Raw genomic sequence first — 17,379 nt, forward strand, 5'->3', positions numbered from 1 at the left:
CGAGGAAATCCCCGCCCAGCCGCGCGCCCGCAGCGCCGGAGGCGCGAGGACGCGCAAACAGGAAAATGGCATGCGGGCGGAGAAACTCTGATGCCGGATCTTTTGCTCGAACTTCGCTCCGAGGAAATCCCTGCCCGCATGCAGCGTAAGGCGGCGGGTGACCTCCGGAAAATGCTGACCGACGGTCTGGTCGAAGCGGGTCTGACTTACGAGGCGGCGCGCGAGTACTGGACGCCGCGGCGGTTGACGCTCGATATCAGGGGTCTGACAGCGCGTTCGAAGGATATAAACGAAGAGATCAAGGGTCCGTCGACGACGGCGCCGGAGCAGGCGGTCCAGGGTTTCCTGCGCAAGGCCGGGCTGTCTTCGATCGCCGAGGCGCATGTCCATTCCGATCCGAAGAAGGGCGACTTCTATGTCGCCCACATCTCAAAGCCGGGTAGGGCTGCCGAACAGATCATCGCCGAACTGGTGCCCGGTATCATCCGCAATTTCCCCTGGCCGAAATCGATGCGCTGGGGGCCGGCCTCCGCGAAACCGGGCTCATTGCGCTGGGTGCGACCGCTGCAATCGATCCTGTGCACCTTTGGACCGGAAACCGAGGAGCCGGTGGTTGTCGATTTCGAGATCGACGGCATCCGCTCCGGCAACGTCACCTACGGCCACCGTTTCCTTGCGCCCGGCGAAATCACCGTGCGTCGCTTCGACGACTATGTGAGCAAGCTGGAGGCGGCGAAGGTCGTGCTCGACGCCGATCGCCGCAAGGAGATCATTCTCGCCGATGCCCGCAACCTCGCTTTCGCCAATGGGCTCGACCTGGTCGAAGACGAGGGCTTGCTGGAGGAGGTGTCGGGGCTGGTCGAATGGCCGGTCGTGCTGATGGGCGAGTTCGAGCAGGCTTTCCTCGCCATCCCCGCCGAAGTCATCCGGCTGACCATCCGCGCCAACCAGAAGTGCTTCGTCACGCGCCTGCAAGGCGAGGGCGAGACACTTTCCAACCGCTTCATCCTTACCTCCAACATCGAGGCCACGGACGGCGGCAAGGAGATCGCCCACGGCAACGGCAAGGTGGTGCGCGCGCGCCTCTCCGACGCCCTCTATTTCTGGACGACCGACCAGGGCGATCTGCCTGATCTTGGCCAGCTCGAGACATCGGCGGAAAAATTCGGGCTCGATCTGAAAAAGCCGCTTGACCAGCGCATGGCCCGCCTCGACCATCTCGATGTGACGTTCCACGCCAAGCTCGGCACGCAGGGCGAGCGCGTGGAGCGGATCAAGGGATTGGCCAGGGAATTGGCGCCGATCGTCGGCGCTGACCCCGCGGTGGCGAGCCGCGCCGCCATTCTCGCAAAGGCAGATCTGACCACCGAAGTCGTCGGCGAGTTCCCCGAACTCCAGGGCGCCATGGGCCGCAAATATGCGCTGCTCCAGGGCGAACATCCGTCCGTGGCAGCGGCCATCGAGGAACATTACAAGCCGCAGGGCCCGTCCGATTATGTGCCGAGCGATCCGGTGTCGGTCGCTGTGGCACTTGCCGACAAGCTGGATACGCTCGTCGGCTTCTGGGCCATCGACGAAAAGCCGACAGGATCGAAGGATCCGTATGCGCTGCGTCGAGCGGCGCTGGGCATGGTGAGGGTCATACTGGAAAACAAGCTCAAGCTTTCGCTGGGCATCGCCATCGCGGCCGCAGTCTCTTCGGCCCTCGCCGTATATGAACAAAAAGGCGAGGGAACGGAGAGCCGTGGCGTCGTCGCGATGCTCGATTCCAGCATTCGCGACTACAAGGGCGCAAGCCAGCTGTTGTCGGAAGCAGGCTTGATTTCCAACCTGTTGAAAGGTGGACTGGCCAAGGCAAGTTCGGAAACTTTTGGCTCCGCCGATCAGGAGCGGGAGTTCTTTGACGGCCAGCGTCTGATGGAGCTTGAAGCGTCGCTGTCGCCATTGATCGCCGATCTTTTGTCCTTCTTCCACGACCGCCTGAAAGTCTACCTCCGCGACCAGGGCGCACGCCACGATCTGATCGACGCCGTCATCACCCCGCGGTCCGACGACCTCCTGCAGATCGTACGCCGGGTCGAAGCGCTGGGCTCCTTCCTCGATACCGAGGACGGCAAAAATCTGCTCGCCGGCACCAAGCGTGCGGCCAACATCCTGGCTGCCGAGGAGAAGAAGAAAACGGCGATCGCGCAAACCGTTGAGCCGGCCTTGTTCCGGCAGGATGCCGAGAAATCGCTGTTTGCGGCGGTGAATCAGGCCGAGAAGCAAGCCGGCGAAGCGATTCAAAACGAAGACTTTTCCGCCGCCATGCTGGCGCTTAGCGCGTTGCGTGAACCGGTTGATTCATTCTTCGAGCATGTTCTCGTGAATGATGAGGATCTGGCCGTGCGCGCCAACCGCCTGGCGCTGCTGGCTCGCATCCGTGCGGCCACCGGTCAGGTCGCGGATTTCGCGAAAATCGCTGGTTGATCGGCCTCGAAAAATATCTTCCAACCCGCCGTTCGAGCCGGCTTATAGTCATATGGCGATGATCTCTCCGTGGCAAACGGGACGTGTTCCCCAACCCCACGGAGGCTTCCATGAATTCCGATCACGAAATCGAAGTGACAGAAGAAACCCCGGCCGCCGCCGAGGCGATTGATTCCGCTTTCGAAACCGCCCTCGACCATGCCGCCGCCGCCACGGTCGAAGCCGCCGATCACTCTGACGATGAGGACGGCGACGACGAAGGCGAAGCGGCTGATGACGCTGAAGCCGCCAAGCTCTCGGGCGACGATGAAGACGAAGAGGAAGATGAGGACGAAGACGACGCCGATGACAGCGTTAAGGCCAAAGGCGACGACGCCGAGGACGAATCAGAATCCGAAGACGGCGAGTCCGAAGAAGACGACGGCAAGGAAGAAGCGGCCTGAGATTTCAATCCGGTTCTATCGAGAAGAAAGGGCGGCGCATTAGCGTCGCCCTTTCTTGTTCCGGGATGCTGATGCAGTCAGTCTTCCAGGATGCTGACGCGTACGCTGTTTTCGTAGACGTCGACCTGGATCAGCGGCTCGCCATTGACGATGGCCCGCCTTGTCGAGGAACTCATCGCGCCGGGGCGCTCCAGCATACGCTGCAGATCGGCGCGCTGGTCGTTGGTCCTGAACCAGCCATCAGCCTCGTCGTCGCGGTCGCGGCGATGGAATTTGTGCCAGTTGGCGCGATCCTGCCGCACCATCTGTGCCGCGCCGTCCAGCGCATAGCCATCGCTCGCCTGGTGGTCGCGGTCTGAGATACGCGCGACATAGGACCCCAGCATGTCATCGGCTTGCGCTGCATTGGCGCCGAGCAGCGACGCCAGCAGAAGCCCGGCCATGGTGACGGTTTTGGATTTTCTCATGATCAACCCCCTTTGAATGATGAATCCCGCGCCGCTTGACTAAATTCATGCGGCAGCGTCGACCGGCGAAATATGCCAGGACGAATTCGCGCGGCGATGGTGCGCAGGGCGCCGGCGCGCCGTCAAGCTGCCGGTTGACTGGCGGGCGGGCGCTACTTGACCTTGCCTACCCCGGGCGCGGGCATCGATGCGGCTGCAGGCGCGGCGGGTTTCTTTTGCGTGTCCGGCGTGGGCGCGGCCGAGGCGGTCGCGCTTGCAGGCGCAGCAGCAGGTGCGGTGGCCGCGGCCGGCGTCGTTGCTTGCACCGGTGCCGAGAAGGCGTCGCCGACGACGCCGCCACGAATGATCATCGGGTTCCGCATGAAACCATGGCGGGCTTCAGGCGCGTTCGGGATCGCGGCCACCTTTTCATAGGTGACGTCTGGCTCGCCGAGCGCAACCACGGACACCATGTCGCTCGCCTTGGCATCGGCTGCCATCATGATGACGGAGGGCGTCGAGGCCGGCGCGCCGGGAAAAACCAGCGAAGAGGCCTGAGCCCCGCATGTCAAAGCCGCCAGGGTGATCCCCAGTACGATACGCACAGACACTGATATCGCTCCCCTTTTGCCCTCGCCGCGATGATAGCGGACCGGAATTGATACCGGCTTTCGCGGAAACATAGCATTTTAGGGATTGATAAATCGCCAAGGCCGTTCTCGGCCCGGCTTGCTCAACAGCCGCCATCGTACTACGCAGCCGGCATCTGCGAGGTGACGAGAGTGGCTGAGATAATTGGCGCCGGCGAGGCGTTGGAGCGGGCGCTGGCACTGCTCCAGGGCGGCGATGTCGTCGCCATCCCCACGGAAACGGTCTACGGGCTTGCCGGCGACGCCACCAACGGCATCGGCGTGGCGTGCATCTTCGAGGCCAAGGGGCGGCCGCGTTTCAATCCGCTGATCGCTCATGTCGCCGACATGGCGATGGCCGAACGCATCGCCCTGTTCGATCCGCTGTCGAAGAAACTGGCGATTGCGTTCTGGCCGGGCCCGCTGACCCTGGTGTTACCGCAGCGGCCCGGCAACGGCATTCATCCGCTGGTCACGGCCGGGCTCGATACGATCGCCCTGCGCATGCCTAGGGGCTTTGGCGGCGACCTCATCGCCCGTCTCGGCCGGCCGCTTGCCGCACCCAGCGCCAATTCATCCGGCAAGATCAGCGCGACGACGGCGCAAGCGGTGGCGGCCGATCTCGGCGCACGCATCAAGCTGGTGGTCGACGGCGGCGCGACGCCGGTCGGGCTGGAATCGACCATCGTCAAGGCCGAGGCGGGACGATTGCGGCTGCTCCGGCCCGGCGGCATTGCCGCCGAGGACATCGAGGCGGCCGTCGGCATGGAGCTGTTGCGCGGTGGCGGCGCCGGCGTCGAAGCGCCCGGCATGCTTGCCTCGCACTATGCGCCAAGGGCCGCGGTGCGGCTTCATGCCGGCACGGTCGGCGACGGCGAAGCTCTGCTCGCTTTCGGCAATCGCCGGGCCGCGGGCTGGCAACGCGCCACCGCCTTCCTCAATTTGTCCGAAACGGGCGACCTGCGCGAAGCGGCGAGCAATCTCTTCGCCTATATGCAGGATCTCGACCGCAGCGGTGCGCGGACCATCGCCGTCGAGCCGATACCCTTCGACGGACTGGGCGAAGCCATCAACGATCGGCTTTCACGCGCCGCCGCCCCTCGTGACAACACACAGCCCACGACATAGTTTTCCCACATGACCGAAATTTCACAGACACTCGATCCCGCTCTCATCGATCGCTTCGCGGCGATCGTCGGCGATAAATATGCGCTGCGCGACGCGCGGGACATTGCGCCTTTCCTCGTCGAACGGCGTGGGCTTTGGCACGGCGCGACGTCACTGGTGCTGCGGCCGGGCAGCGTCGACGAAGTCAGCCGGATCATGCGGCTGGCGACCAAGACGGGAACACCGGTCGTGCCGCAGAGCGGCAACACCGGGCTTGTCGGCGCCCAGGTGCCGGACAGGTCCGGCCGCGAGATCATCCTGTCGCTGTCGCGGCTGAACCGCATTCGCGAGATCGACCTCCTGTCCAACACGGTGACGGTCGAGGCCGGCGTCATCCTGCAGACGCTGCAGGAAGCCGCCGATGCCGCCGGCCGGCTGTTTCCGTTGTCGCTGGCCGCGCAAGGCTCCTGCCAGCTCGGCGGCAACCTCTCGTCCAATGCCGGCGGCACCGGCGTGCTAGCTTACGGCAATGCGCGCGAACTCTGTCTCGGCGTCGAAGTGGTGCTGCCGACCGGCGAGGTGTTCGACGATCTGCGCAAGCTGAAGAAGGACAACACCGGCTACGATTTGAAGGACCTGTTCGTCGGCGCCGAAGGCACGCTCGGTGTCATCACCGCCGCCGTGCTCAAGCTGTTCCCGAAGCCGAAGGGGCGGGAAGTGGCCTTTGCCGGCCTGTCGTCGCCAGAGGCCGCGCTCTCCCTGTTCGGCTTGGCCATGGACCGCGCCGGCGCTTCGCTCACCGCCTTCGAACTGATCGGCAAACGGCCGTACGACTTCACTTTGAAGCATGCACAAGGCGTGACTCGGCCGCTGGCCGAGGACTGGCCCTGGTATGTGCTGATGCAGGTGTCCTCGGGCCGTTCGGAAGAGGACGGCAAGGCGCTTGTCGAGGAGGTGCTGTCGGCCGCTCTGGAGCTGGGCATCGTCGGCGACGCGGTGATCGCGGCAAGCCTCGCCCAGGCCGATGCCTTCTGGAATTTCCGCGAGGTACTGCCCGAGAGCCAGAAGCCCGAAGGAGCCTCGATCAAGCACGACATTTCCGTGCCGATATCGTCAATCCCCGAATTCATCGGCAAAGCCGCCGGTGCTGTAGCTTCGGTCAGCCCAGCCGCGCGGGTGGTCTGTTTCGGCCACATGGGCGACGGCAATTTGCACTACAACATCTCGCGGCCGGAGGGCGCCGACGACGAGGCCTTCCTCGGCCTCTACCACGCCATGAACAAGGTCGTGCACGATGTCGTCCGCTCCTTCCATGGCTCGATCTCGGCCGAGCACGGCATCGGCCAGTTGAAGCGCGACGAACTGATCGCCACCGCGCCGCCGATGGCGATCGATCTGATGCGCAGGGTGAAGGCTGCCTTCGATCCGGCCGGCATCATGAATCCGGGTAAGGTTATCTGATCCTTTCTACATCTTCTGGCTGGTGGCATTCCGATAACCATCCCTGAGATCAGCAAAATTTAACCGACTTTCTTAAGCGCGGCGGTAAGGAGCCAGCGCTAATGTTTCCCCATAACGAGGCCGGGAAAACTGGCCCGGAGAGAACCGGACACCGGCTCTCAGGAGACAGACAGGAAGGCACTCTATGAACACCGGACTTAAGCCAGTCTGGGCGGGACGCAACATGCGCCTCGACCCATTCCGACTGCCCCAGATGGTGAGCTACGCCACGCGCGACGATTATGGCGACGTGACTTTCACCATCGACCATCGCGGCGCCGTGATCCGCCGCCTGCTCGAGATGAGCGGCGTGCCGGCGATCATCGCTCTGCCCGCCAATGCGTTCCGCGGCGTTGCCGCCCGCGCAATGGAGGATCCGGACGGCAATGTCACGGTGACCCTGGAACTCCTGCACAACGATCCCATGCTGTCGGTGCCGCTGCTGGTGGCCGACGATCTTGAAGATGTCGCCGCCGACTGGCGCGCCTGGGCCGACGCGTACCGCCTGCCGATGCTGTTGATCGAATCGGATGGCATTGCCCGCACTTTGGAAGAATCGCTCGGCGCCGCCATCAAGACGCTGCCGCCGCAGGATCGCCGCAAGGGCCGCGTTTCGACCATGCGCCGTCCGCGCTTCCTCGCCCGCCGCCGGGCCGGCGACCTCGGTCTCAGGCTGGTCATCGACGGCCAGGAGATCATTTCAAGGGAGTGAGAAGCGGTTCGCGTAGCGAACGAAAAGCCAATTGCTTGGCTTTTCGAGCTTCGAACGCCCTGAGCTTGCGAAGGGCCAAGGCGTGGAAAGAGGCCGCTACACCAGCGGCTTCAGCGCCACCCATAGCGCGCCGCCGATCAAGCCGAGGAAGATCAGCCAGCCGACCTGGTTGTTCGAGCGGAACAGCCGCAGGCATTGGTCCGGATTGTCGATATCTAGAACCGTGATCTGACGGGCCATGTGCGCGCCGGCGGCGATCAATCCGGCCAACGCTACCACCGGAGCCTGTGCCGACGCGAAGGCGATGGCGAAGCAGATCAGCGTGCCGCCATAAAGTCCTGCCAGCCACGCCTTGGTGTTGTCCCCGAACAGCCGTGCCGTCGAGCGCACGCCGACAATGGCATCATCTTCCTTGTCCTGATGCGCATAGATCGTGTCGTAGCCGATCACCCACAGGATAGAGCCGATATAAAGCATGACGGCGGGCCCATCGAGATCACCGAACTCGACCGCCCATCCCATCAGCGCGCCCCAGGAAAAGGCAAGGCCGAGAAACAGTTGCGGCCAGTTGGTTATCCGCTTCATGAATGGATAGACGGCAACGATCGCCAGCGAACAGACGCCGAGCAGAATGGCGAAGCTGTTGAACTGTACGAGCACCGCAAGGCCGGCCAGGGCTTGCAGGACGAGAAACAGCCAGGCCCGCCGACGTGTCGTCTGGCCCGAGGGCAGCGGACGCGAGCGGGTGCGTTCGACCTGGTTGTCGATGCCCTCGTCGACAAGGTCGTTGTAGGTGCAGCCGGCGCCGCGCATGGCGATGGCGCCGATGAGGAACAACACGAGATACAGGGGGGCCGGCAGAAGCGAGAGCAGCGGGTCGCCGGGGCGCGGATAGGCGCTCGCCGCAAGCGCCGCCGACCACCAGCATGGCCATAAAAGCAATTGCCAGCCGATCGGCCTGTCCCATCTCGCAAGCTGCGCATAGGGCCAAACCGAGCGCGGCAGCACGCGGTAGACCCAATGACCGTTCGGCGCATCGGCGACACGGCCCTGGGCCACTTTCGACTGGATAGGTTCCATGCGCATGGAGTGGCAGCAGCCGCGGAAACCGTCAAGCGGCAAGCAGTCGGTCGGCGACGGTCCACCCGTCAGGCGGTGAAGATGTCGCGCTTGGAGAACCAGGCTTTCGCCGTTTCGACGAATGCGAGCGCTGCGTTCGACACGCGCTGATGCGTGTCATAGGTAAGGATGATCCGTTGCATGGGCAGCGGATCCGACAACGGCCTGCAGATCAGCGGCAGGCCGTCATAGCTGCGGTCGCCATGCGGGCGGGTGTAGCTGACCGCGACGCCGAACCCGTTCGCCACCATGCTGCGCTGGAGTTCGAACGAACTTGTCGCCTTGTCGGCCACTGGCGAGAGGCCGCGGCCGCGAAACAGATCGAGCATATGCTGCCAGCTGTGCGGCTGGTCTGTTGTGATCAGCGGGTAGGCGGCGAGATCCGCAAGGCTGACCTCGGCGCGGTCCGCCAGCGCATGGCCCGACGGCAACAGCGCATGCGGCCGCAACTCGTGCAGCAGGATACGGGCGAAGTGGGTCGGTAGGCTCAGATCATAGGTGAGACCGAGATCGATGGCGGCGTCGCCGAGGCGCCGCCCCAGCGTCTCGAAGGTCTCGTCGCGAACGACGATTTTCACCGCCGGATGGCGTTCGGAAAAAGCACGGATCAGCGCAGGTGCGAAGAACGGCGCCAGATCCTCGAAACATCCAAGCACCAACTCTCCGCCGACGGCCGAGTTGTCGGCACCCAGGCTCATCAGCTCGTCGGTCTCGGCAAGGACCTGTTTTGCCTTCACCGCCACGGTGCGGCCGAAAGAAGTCAGCGAAACGCCGCTTCCGCGCTGGCGCACGAACAGTTTCTGCCCGAAATCCTTTTCCACGGCGTCGATTGCGACCGAAATCGACGGTTGCGAAATGTTCAGCGCTTTGGCCGCGCCGGTGACGCTGCCGTGGCGGGCGACGGCGACCAGATAGCGCAATTGCGTCAGGGTAGGACTCATAGTTCAGGCCTATGTGTCAGATGAGAAGTTATTATTTTACCGAATGAAGGAGGGCTGCGATAGTCGTCTCGATCCTGAAAGGAGGACACCATGGCTTCCCAGACTGCCGCCCGCCCTGTCGACACCGACCTGATCGATGCGGAGACGATCGCCGATTATCAGCGTGACGGCGCGGTTTGCATCCGCGGCGCCTTCAAGGGCTGGGTCGATACGATCGCCGCCGGCATCGAGCGCAACATGCGGAACCGCAGCGCCACCGCGTCTGATATCGCCAATGGTCGCGGCAGTTTCTTCGACGATTATTGCAACTGGGAACGCATCCCCGAATTCGTCGAGGTGGTGCGGGAATCGCCGGCCGCCCAACTGGCGGCGGCAGTGATGCAATCGCGCACCGCGCAATTCTTCCATGACCATGTTCTGGTCAAGGAACCCGGCACGCAGAAGCCGACGCCCTGGCATCAGGACATCCCCTACTACTTCGTCGATGGCCAGCAGACGGTCAGCTTCTGGATCCCCATCGACCCGGTGAAGGAGGCGACGCTGCGCCTGATCGCCGGCTCGCACAAATGGGACAAGATGATCCTGCCGGTGCGCTGGCTCGACGACAGCAATTTCTACGCCGGCGAGGGCGACTACCTGCCGGTGCCCGATCCCGACAAGGATCCGTCGATGAAGGTGCTCGAATGGGAGATGGAGCCGGGCGATGCCATCCTGTTCGACTTCAGGACCGCGCATGGCGCGCGCGGCAACCTGACCGCGGCACGGCGCCGGGCGGTCTCCCTGCGCTGGGTCGGTGACGATGCCCATTATGTCGAGCGGCCGGGCCGCACCTCGCCGCCCTATCACGGCCATGGCATGCAGCCAGGCCAGAAATTGCGCGAAGACTGGTTTCCGGTCGTTTTCCCTGGCTGAGCGGGCCAGAATATGGGTGCCGGAATTCGGCGCCCATATTCGGCAGGGGATAACGTTCCCGTGCGCAATTCGGGTCAAAACATCTTGATGCCTTGACCCGTCGCCCAGAGAGCAATAGCGGGTGCTCCAAGAGACTGTTTCGAAATTCGCTCTGGCGAGTCATATGGTGGTGGTTTCGAGAACCGTAGCGGAGCGGACATTTGGTCCGTGAGCAACGGAAGCGCAGAAAACGCCGCCAGATGGCCGCCAGAGCAGAATTTCGGCATCAAGAGGTGGCCATGAACGTTCTTCTTCTGGGCTCCGGCGGCCGCGAACATGCGCTGGCCTGGAAGATTGCCGCTTCGCCGCTACTGACCAAGCTCTACGCGGCTCCCGGCAATCCGGGCATCGGCAGCGAGGCCGAGCTGGTGAAGCTCGATATCACCGATCATGCCGCCATCGCCGTCTTTTGTCGGGAGAAAAAAATCGACCTCGTCGTGGTTGGCCCGGAAGGACCGCTCGTCGCCGGCATCGCGGACGATCTGCGCGCCGAAAACATCCGCGTCTTCGGGCCTTCCAAGGCTGCCGCGCGGCTGGAAGGCTCCAAGGGTTTCACCAAGGATCTCTGCGCCAGGTACAACATCCCGACCGCGGCCTACGGCCGCTTCGGCGATCTGGCCTCCGCGAAAGCCTATGTCGAGAAAACGGGCGCGCCGATCGTCATCAAGGCCGATGGGCTTGCCGCCGGCAAGGGCGTCACCGTTGCCATGACGCTGGACGAGGCACGGGCGGCACTCGATTCCTGCTTCGACGGTTCTTTCGGCGCCGCAGGCGCGGAAGTTGTGATCGAGGAATTCATGACCGGCGAGGAGGCGAGCTTCTTCTGCCTCTGCGATGGCACCACGGCGCTGCCCTTCGGCACCGCGCAGGACCACAAGCGCGTCGGTGACGGCGACGTCGGCCCCAATACCGGCGGCATGGGGGCCTATTCGCCGGCCCCGATGATGACGCCGGAAATGGTCGAGCGCACCATGCGCGAGATCATCCAGCCGACCATGCGCGGCATGGCCGATCTCGGCGCGCCCTTCGCCGGCATCCTCTTCGCCGGGCTGATGATCACGGACAAGGGGCCGAAGCTGATCGAATACAACACCCGCTTCGGCGACCCGGAATGCCAGGTGCTGATGATGCGGCTGAAGGACGACCTGCTGGTGCTGCTCAACGCCGCAACCGACGGCCAGCTGGCACACACCTCCGTGCGCTGGCGCGACGAGGCGGCGCTCACCGTGGTGATGGCGGCGCGGGGCTATCCCGGCACGCCGGAAAAAGGCTCGGTCATTCGCGGCGTCGAGGACGCGGCGGCTGACGGCGTCCAGATATTCCATGCCGGCACCGCCATCAACGGCGGCGCACTGGTTGCCAATGGCGGCCGCGTGCTCAATGTCACCGCGACGGGTGCGACCGTCGGCGAGGCGCAGGCGCGGGCCTATGCCGCGCTCGACCGCATCGACTGGCCCGACGGATTCTGCCGCCGCGACATCGGCTGGCAGGCCGTGGCGCGCGAACAGGCGCACTGAAGCTCGGATTGTGACGGCAGCTATCGCTGGCCGCGATCACTTTTGGTCGAAGCGGTGCTGACCGGGTCGGCCGCGGCAAAGGCGGCATCGAGTTGCGCGGGTGAACGCTGCTCGGTCCGCTTCCAGGCAACATATTCGACGATGCCGAAGCTCGGGCGTCGCGGCACGGTCTTCACGACAGGCATGCGGAAGCCGTCGCGAAATCTCGACCAGCGCGTACCGAGCACCGCGACCAGTTCCTCGAACGTCGGCGGCGTCGCGACATCGGCATAGATGAGGGTGGTCTTGCCGGCCAACGCTGCTTCGCGCGACAGCGGTACCGGTACGCTGGCGAGATAGTCTGACGGCACGTCGATCAGCCCGCCAAAAGGCCATTGCTGGTGCAGCGTGGCGGCGTCTGTCGGCGCGACGTTGACATCGATATCGTCAGGCGTGCCGGCGACCCTGTAGGGGCAACGGAAATGGCCGCAATTGGCCTGCGCCGAGAATTGCCAGAGTGCATAGCCCTGCCAGTTGCCCATTGGAAAATGCACGTCGATGTCAGGTTTGTAGCGCGCGTACCAGAGCGGCAGCCGCGACAGGAGCCGGTATTTGTAGCGGTTGTCGGCGATGAACTGTGCGGTCTTGCCATTGGTGTAGAGCACCGGGAAACGGCCGACGCGCCTGTGCACCTGGCGCACGAACTCCTCGGCATCGTCGAGCGACATCCATTGCGAGGGATCGTTGCCCTCGATGTCGAGAGCCATGAGATCGTCGGGTGCCGGTTCGGCGAAGTCGAGGAAATTGTTGGCCTGGTCGACCGGATTGCCGGGGCGGGCGAGATGATAGGCGCCCCATTTCATGCCGAGCGCCTTGGCCACGATCCTGCGCGTCTGGAACAGCTCGCGCGTCACCGCATGGCGCTTCCACAACGCCTTGCAGAGCTTCACCTCGGTGTCGCTGCCAAAGCAGAAATAGGGCGGCGGCATGCCGTCCGACGCCTTGTTGATGAAGGCGACGACGCGTTTGTCGGTGGCAAGCTGCGCCCAGTCGATGGAATTGTATTCGTAGGCATCGACCACCAAAGCGCGGTCGGCATTCTTCCACGGCTCGGAAAAATCCGAGGCCCTTGCCGCCGCCGACAGCGTCATCGTCGCCGCAAGAGCGAGAAGCGCTGTGCGGCGAAGGAGGCGCACCGTCCTTTTCAAAACAGGGAATCCCCGTGGATCAAAGACAGATGCTGGACCGCTATGGTTAAGGAAATGCTTCTCTATGAAGATGCCGGCCAATGCCGGGAAGTCAGCGCCGGCTGAATGGCTGGAATTCAAAAGGATCCGGCGCCGGCGCCTGCTGCAGCGTACCTTCGGCGGCGCGTTTGCGGTGGTGGGCGAGCGAGCATTTCGGCGAGCACAATATGCCGCGATCCGACCAATAGGCGGCGCCGTTTTCCAAGTCGCCGTGATAGTAAGAGAACCCCGCCGCCCGGTAAGGCAGGCCGCATTCGATACAACGGTAGGCGTCGGGTCTGGCGAGCATGGGATTGGTTCCAGTCGGCTGGTTCTGGTCTGTCGCCGGTCGAATTGATCCGGCTTCGATCGAATTTAATACGTGCCGGGACGATTGCAAAATCCGCGTGACAAAATTTGACGTTTACGTAAAAAGGAAAGCGGAAGGTCGCCCAAAGGCGGATGGTTTTGCGGCTCCGCGAGCCATAGGGTCCGTTGGCGGAAGGTGAAGAGGAAAGCGGCATGTATCGGGCACCCGTCGAAGATATCGCGTTCACGCTGAAGCACGTGGCCGGCATGAAATCCGCCCTCGAAGCCGGCTCGTTCGGCGATCTCGGCGAGGACCTGGTCGACGCCGTCCTCGGCGAGGCAGGCCGTTTCGCCACCGAGGAGGTTGCCCCGCTCTACAAGATCGGCGACGAACACGGTGCGGTGTTGAAGGACGCTTCCGTCATCACCCCGCCCGGCTGGAAGGAACTCTATCGCCGCTGGATCGACGGTGGTTGGAACGCGCTGTCCGGGCCGGAAGCGTATGGCGGTCAGGCGCTGCCGACCATGCTTGGCGTCGCAGCGCTCGAAATGTGGAACTCCGCCGCCATGGCTTTCGGCATCGGCCCGACGCTGACCATGGGCGCGGTCGAAGCGCTCGACAAGCACGCCTCCGAAGGCCTCAAGGCGAAATATCTGGAAAAACTCGTCTCCGGCGAATGGATGGGTACGATGAACCTGACCGAGCCGCAGGCCGGCTCGGACCTTGCCGCCTTACGCGCCCGCGCCGAGCCGGCCGGTGACGGCACATACCGCATCTTCGGCCAGAAGATCTTCATCACCTATGGTGAGCACGATTTCACCGACAACATCGTTCATCTGGTGCTGGCGCGGCTGCCGGATGCGCCTGCCGGCACGCGCGGCATCTCGTTGTTCCTGGTGCCGAAATTCCTGGTCGGCGACGATGGCGCGCTTGGCGCGCGCAACGACGTCTTCTGTTCCGGCCTCGAACACAAGCTCGGCATCCATGCCTCGCCGACCTGCACCATGATCTATGGCGACGGTTTCCAGGGCGCCAAGCCGGGCGCCATCGGCTGGCTGGTCGGCGAGGAGAACAAGGGCCTCGCCTGCATGTTCACCATGATGAACAATGCGCGGCTTTGCGTCGGCATGCAGGGCGTGGCGGTCGCCGAAGCCGCGACCCAGAAGGCGATCGCCTATGCCAATGAGCGCCGCCAGGGCAAGGCGGCGGATTATGCCGGCGCCGGCATGGCGCCGATCGTTCATCATCCCGATGTGCAGCGCAATCTCCTGACCATGAAAGCGCTGACGCAGAGCGCACGGGCGATCAGCTATTCCTGTGCGCATGCCATCGACATGGCGCGTGTATCGTCCGGCGAGGAGGCGGCGCATTGGCGCGACCGCGCCAATCTTTTGACGCCGCTGGCCAAGGCGTTTTCGACCGATGTCGGCGTGGAAGTGGCCTCGCTTGGCCTCCAGGTGCATGGCGGCATGGGTTTCATCGAGGAGACGGGCGCGGCTGCCCTTTATCGCGATGCCCGCATCGCGCCGATCTATGAGGGCACCAATGGCATCCAGGCGATCGATCTGGTCACCCGCAAGCTGCCACTCGGTGGTGGCGAGCATGTCCAGGGCTTCATCGGCGAACTGGCCGCGGTCGCCAATGTGGTGCGCACCTCCAACCTGCATGGGTTCGGTCGCACCGCCGATGCTCTCGACGCGGCACTCGACGACCTGACGCAAGCGACCCGCTTCCTGCAAAAAATGTCGGCGGAGGGCCGGTCGGAAGAGGCGTTGGCGGGTGCCACACCTTATCTGCGGCTGATCTCATTGGCAGCCGGCGGCGCCTGTCTGGCGCGGGGCGCTCTGGCCGATCACGGGCGCATCGCGCTTTGCCGCTTCTTCGCCGAAAATCTGCTTGGCGAGGCGCGCGCGCTGAAAGAGCGCGTTATCGACGGTGCCGAAAGTCTCGCCATTGCCGGCAAGGCGCTGATTTCTGCCTGACGTTCACAGGGCCTAACAAGGAAGAACCGTGACAGACCACATCCTCGTCGAGCGCCAGGGCGCCATCCAGATCATCCGCATGAACCGCCCGGACAAGAAGAACGCACTGACGCGCGCCATGTATGCCAAGATGTCGCAAACATTGGCCGAAGGCGATGCCGATCCGGCCATCCGCGTCCATGTGTTCCTCGGGGTGCCCGGCGCCTTCTCCTCCGGCAACGACCTTGCCGATTTCATGGTGGTGGCCACCGGCGGCGACGGCGGCACTGAAGTCTGGGATTTCCTGATGGCGCTGGCCAGGGTCGAAAAACCCATGGTCTCCGGCGTCGACGGCATCGCCGTCGGCATCGGCACCACGCTCAACCTACATTGCGACCTGACCTTCGCCACGCCTCGCACCGTGTTCCGGACGCCCTTCGTCGACCTCGGCCTGGTGCCGGAGGCGGGATCGAGCCTCTTGGCGTCGCGCGTGCTGGGGCAGCAGGCCGCTTTCGCGTTGCTTGCCCTTGGCGAGGGCTTTTCGGCCGAGCGCGCCAAAGCCACCGGCCTGATCTACGACGTGGTCGAGGAAGGAGCGCTGGAGGCCTCCGTGCTGGCGGCGGCGGGCCAGATCGCCGCCAAGCCGCCGCAGGCGCTGAAGATCGCGCGCGACCTGATGCGCGGCTCGCGCGAAGACCTCATTGCTCGCATCGGCGAGGAAAGCGAGCACTTCCGCGAGCGGCTGAAGTCGGACGAGGCGCGCGCCGCGCTGACGGCGTTCATGACCAGGAAGAAATAGCTCGACCTTCTACCTCCCCTCGAGGGGAGGTAGGCCCGCGGGGCCGGCTGGGGTGAAGCGCCGACTTACCGCGTTCAGGGATAAAGCCGGGTCTTGTCCCAACCGCCCATGGCGTTGCGGGAAAAGACCACACGATCATGCAGCCGGAACGGCCGGTCGTGCCAGAACTCGATCGTATTCGGCACGATGCGGAACCCCGACCAGTGTTTGGGTCGCGGAATCTCGCCGATTGCGTAACGGGCCGTGTATTCGGCGACAGCTTTCTCCAGCGCGAACCGGCTTTCGAGCGGCCGCGACTGTTTCGAGGCCCAGGCGCCGATGCGGCTGCCGCGCGGCCGCGTCGCATAATAGGCGTCGGCTTCGGCATCGCTGACGATCTCCACCGGACCGCGAATGCGTACCTGGCGGCGCAGCGATTTCCAGTGAAAGCACATCGCCGCCTTCATGCTGCCCAGAATCTCCTGGCCCTTGGCGCTCTCGAAATTCGTGTAGAACACAAAGCCGCCTTCATCGAACCCCTTGAGCAGCACCATCCGCACATCCGGCATGCCTTCGGCATCGACGGTCGCCAGCGCCACGCCGTTGGCATCGTTGATTTCGCTCTTCGTGGCGTCGTCCAGCCATGCGGCAAAGAGGCGAAACGGCTCGCCGGCCTCGGTAAAGTCACCGCTTGTTAACTCAGTGTCACTCATAGTTTTTCTCAAATTGTCACGGATCAGGGGAGGTTGCCGATTGTCGCGTATCGCGCAAGCTTTTGACAGCTGGCAATGGAGCGTTATCGCTTCGGCCAGCGCGAAAGCCGCGATCGTGGTCGTCAGCCTGCCACTGGCTGCCTGTGGAGCGGGTGGCTTCAGCCTGGAAAAGGCCGAGGTCGACCGCTCGATCCTGACCAGCAGCACGTCTGCTTCCGCGGCGCCGGCCGATTCGGATCGAAACTCCGACCAGACGACGATCGGCAATGCCGTATCCTCCGCCGACATCGAGCAGCTCGGCGGGCAGGCCGTACCATGGGCGAATGCCGGCACCGGATCGCGCGGCTCCATCACCGAGCTCGCCGAATTGAAGGACAGCGGCCAGACCTGCCGCCGCTTCAAGGCGTCGCGCGAAAGCTTTGATGGCGTTGCAATGTTCGAGGGTGAGCTGTGCCTCGCCAGTGCCGGTGGTTGGCGCATGCAGGGCTTCAAGCCACTCTAACTTCCGCCCTCGATTTCCGCCCTTGATATGACGGTCCGGCACTGGAATTTCTTCCTATGCGAGCGCATATAGGAGG

At 63.9% G+C, this 17,379-nt stretch carries 17 protein-coding genes; 10 read left to right on the top strand and 7 right to left on the bottom strand.

Annotation, left to right across the window (positions count from 1 at the left end; translation table 11 throughout):
- The first annotated feature begins 90 nt into the window (after nucleotides 1–90).
- Nucleotides 91–2,469 (top strand): glycine--tRNA ligase subunit beta, encoded by a 2,379-nt coding sequence (gene glyS, locus LB577_RS13395; protein WP_224687044.1) that lies wholly within the window; start codon nucleotides 91–93, stop codon nucleotides 2,467–2,469.
- A 110-nt stretch (nucleotides 2,470–2,579) separates the two neighbouring features.
- Nucleotides 2,580–2,912 (top strand): ATPase, encoded by a 333-nt coding sequence (locus LB577_RS13400; protein WP_224687045.1) that lies wholly within the window; start codon nucleotides 2,580–2,582, stop codon nucleotides 2,910–2,912.
- Nucleotides 2,913–2,989: 77 nt separating this feature from the next.
- Here the strand turns inward: LB577_RS13400 and LB577_RS13405 are convergent, their stop codons facing one another.
- Together LB577_RS13405 and LB577_RS13410 are read right to left on the bottom strand one after the other, a co-directional pair.
- The gene (locus LB577_RS13405; protein ID WP_013896699.1) at nucleotides 2,990–3,379 is read right to left on the bottom strand and encodes a hypothetical protein; all 390 of its coding nucleotides are present in this window, start codon (nucleotides 3,377–3,379) and stop codon (nucleotides 2,990–2,992) included.
- Between the two features lie 152 nt (nucleotides 3,380–3,531).
- A complete protein-coding gene (locus LB577_RS13410) occupies nucleotides 3,532–3,969 on the bottom strand; it encodes a hypothetical protein (protein WP_023778659.1) in 438 nt (145 codons plus the stop codon).
- 171 nt (nucleotides 3,970–4,140) lie between these two features.
- Here LB577_RS13410 and LB577_RS13415 point away from each other — a divergent pair, with 171 nt between their 5' ends.
- The 3 genes from LB577_RS13415 (at nucleotide 4,141) to LB577_RS13425 (ending at nucleotide 7,306) form a co-directional block, all read left to right on the top strand.
- Nucleotides 4,141–5,115, top strand: a complete 975-nt coding sequence (locus LB577_RS13415; protein WP_224687046.1) for an L-threonylcarbamoyladenylate synthase — start codon at nucleotides 4,141–4,143, stop codon at nucleotides 5,113–5,115.
- 9 nt (nucleotides 5,116–5,124) lie between these two features.
- Complete coding sequence (locus LB577_RS13420) at nucleotides 5,125–6,555, top strand: FAD-binding oxidoreductase (RefSeq protein WP_224687047.1); 1,431 nt, start codon at nucleotides 5,125–5,127, stop codon at nucleotides 6,553–6,555.
- A gap of 184 nt (nucleotides 6,556–6,739) precedes the next feature.
- Nucleotides 6,740–7,306, top strand: a complete 567-nt coding sequence (locus tag LB577_RS13425) for a DUF6101 family protein (RefSeq protein ID WP_224687048.1) — start codon at nucleotides 6,740–6,742, stop codon at nucleotides 7,304–7,306.
- A 96-nt stretch (nucleotides 7,307–7,402) separates the two neighbouring features.
- Here LB577_RS13425 and ubiA read toward each other — a convergent pair whose 3' ends face one another.
- Nucleotides 7,403–8,386 carry a 4-hydroxybenzoate octaprenyltransferase gene (gene ubiA, locus LB577_RS13430; RefSeq protein ID WP_224687129.1) on the bottom strand — a complete coding sequence of 328 codons (984 nt, stop codon included), beginning with the start codon at nucleotides 8,384–8,386 and terminating at the stop codon, nucleotides 7,403–7,405.
- Nucleotides 8,387–8,454: 68 nt separating this feature from the next.
- Entirely contained in the window at nucleotides 8,455–9,366 is a 912-nt protein-coding gene (locus LB577_RS13435; protein WP_224687049.1) for a LysR family transcriptional regulator, read from the bottom strand.
- Nucleotides 9,367–9,456: 90 nt separating this feature from the next.
- Between LB577_RS13435 and LB577_RS13440 the strand changes: the two genes are divergently transcribed.
- Together LB577_RS13440 and purD are read left to right on the top strand one after the other, a co-directional pair.
- Nucleotides 9,457–10,278 carry a phytanoyl-CoA dioxygenase family protein gene (locus LB577_RS13440; RefSeq protein ID WP_224687050.1) on the top strand — a complete coding sequence of 274 codons (822 nt, stop codon included), beginning with the start codon at nucleotides 9,457–9,459 and terminating at the stop codon, nucleotides 10,276–10,278.
- A 278-nt stretch (nucleotides 10,279–10,556) separates the two neighbouring features.
- On the top strand, nucleotides 10,557–11,834 hold the full coding sequence (purD, locus tag LB577_RS13445; RefSeq protein ID WP_224687051.1) for a phosphoribosylamine--glycine ligase: 1,278 nt from the start codon (nucleotides 10,557–10,559) through the stop codon (nucleotides 11,832–11,834).
- Nucleotides 11,835–11,854: 20 nt separating this feature from the next.
- On the opposite strand, the gene LB577_RS13450 is transcribed toward purD, so the two are convergent.
- Together LB577_RS13450 and LB577_RS13455 are read right to left on the bottom strand one after the other, a co-directional pair.
- Nucleotides 11,855–12,964 carry a glycoside hydrolase family 25 protein gene (locus LB577_RS13450; RefSeq protein WP_224687130.1) on the bottom strand — a complete coding sequence of 370 codons (1,110 nt, stop codon included), beginning with the start codon at nucleotides 12,962–12,964 and terminating at the stop codon, nucleotides 11,855–11,857.
- A gap of 148 nt (nucleotides 12,965–13,112) precedes the next feature.
- Nucleotides 13,113–13,349 (bottom strand): hypothetical protein, encoded by a 237-nt coding sequence (locus LB577_RS13455; protein ID WP_013896689.1) that lies wholly within the window; start codon nucleotides 13,347–13,349, stop codon nucleotides 13,113–13,115.
- A gap of 212 nt (nucleotides 13,350–13,561) precedes the next feature.
- Here LB577_RS13455 and LB577_RS13460 point away from each other — a divergent pair, with 212 nt between their 5' ends.
- The gene (locus LB577_RS13460; protein WP_224687052.1) at nucleotides 13,562–15,331 is read left to right on the top strand and encodes an acyl-CoA dehydrogenase family protein; all 1,770 of its coding nucleotides are present in this window, start codon (nucleotides 13,562–13,564) and stop codon (nucleotides 15,329–15,331) included.
- 28 nt (nucleotides 15,332–15,359) lie between these two features.
- The gene (locus LB577_RS13465) at nucleotides 15,360–16,109 is read left to right on the top strand and encodes a crotonase/enoyl-CoA hydratase family protein (protein WP_224687053.1); all 750 of its coding nucleotides are present in this window, start codon (nucleotides 15,360–15,362) and stop codon (nucleotides 16,107–16,109) included.
- A 74-nt stretch (nucleotides 16,110–16,183) separates the two neighbouring features.
- On the opposite strand, the gene pdxH is transcribed toward LB577_RS13465, so the two are convergent.
- Nucleotides 16,184–16,801: a pyridoxamine 5'-phosphate oxidase gene (pdxH, locus tag LB577_RS13470; RefSeq protein ID WP_023764516.1), complete on the bottom strand. Its 618-nt coding sequence runs from the start codon at nucleotides 16,799–16,801 to the stop codon at nucleotides 16,184–16,186.
- A 40-nt stretch (nucleotides 16,802–16,841) separates the two neighbouring features.
- Between pdxH and LB577_RS13475 the strand changes: the two genes are divergently transcribed.
- Complete coding sequence (locus tag LB577_RS13475) at nucleotides 16,842–17,303, top strand: RT0821/Lpp0805 family surface protein (protein WP_224687054.1); 462 nt, start codon at nucleotides 16,842–16,844, stop codon at nucleotides 17,301–17,303.
- The last annotated feature ends 76 nt before the right edge of the window (nucleotides 17,304–17,379 follow it).

The organism is Mesorhizobium sp. B283B1A (genome assembly GCF_020165735.1).
In the GTDB taxonomy this organism is placed as follows: domain Bacteria; phylum Pseudomonadota; class Alphaproteobacteria; order Rhizobiales; family Rhizobiaceae; genus Mesorhizobium; species Mesorhizobium opportunistum.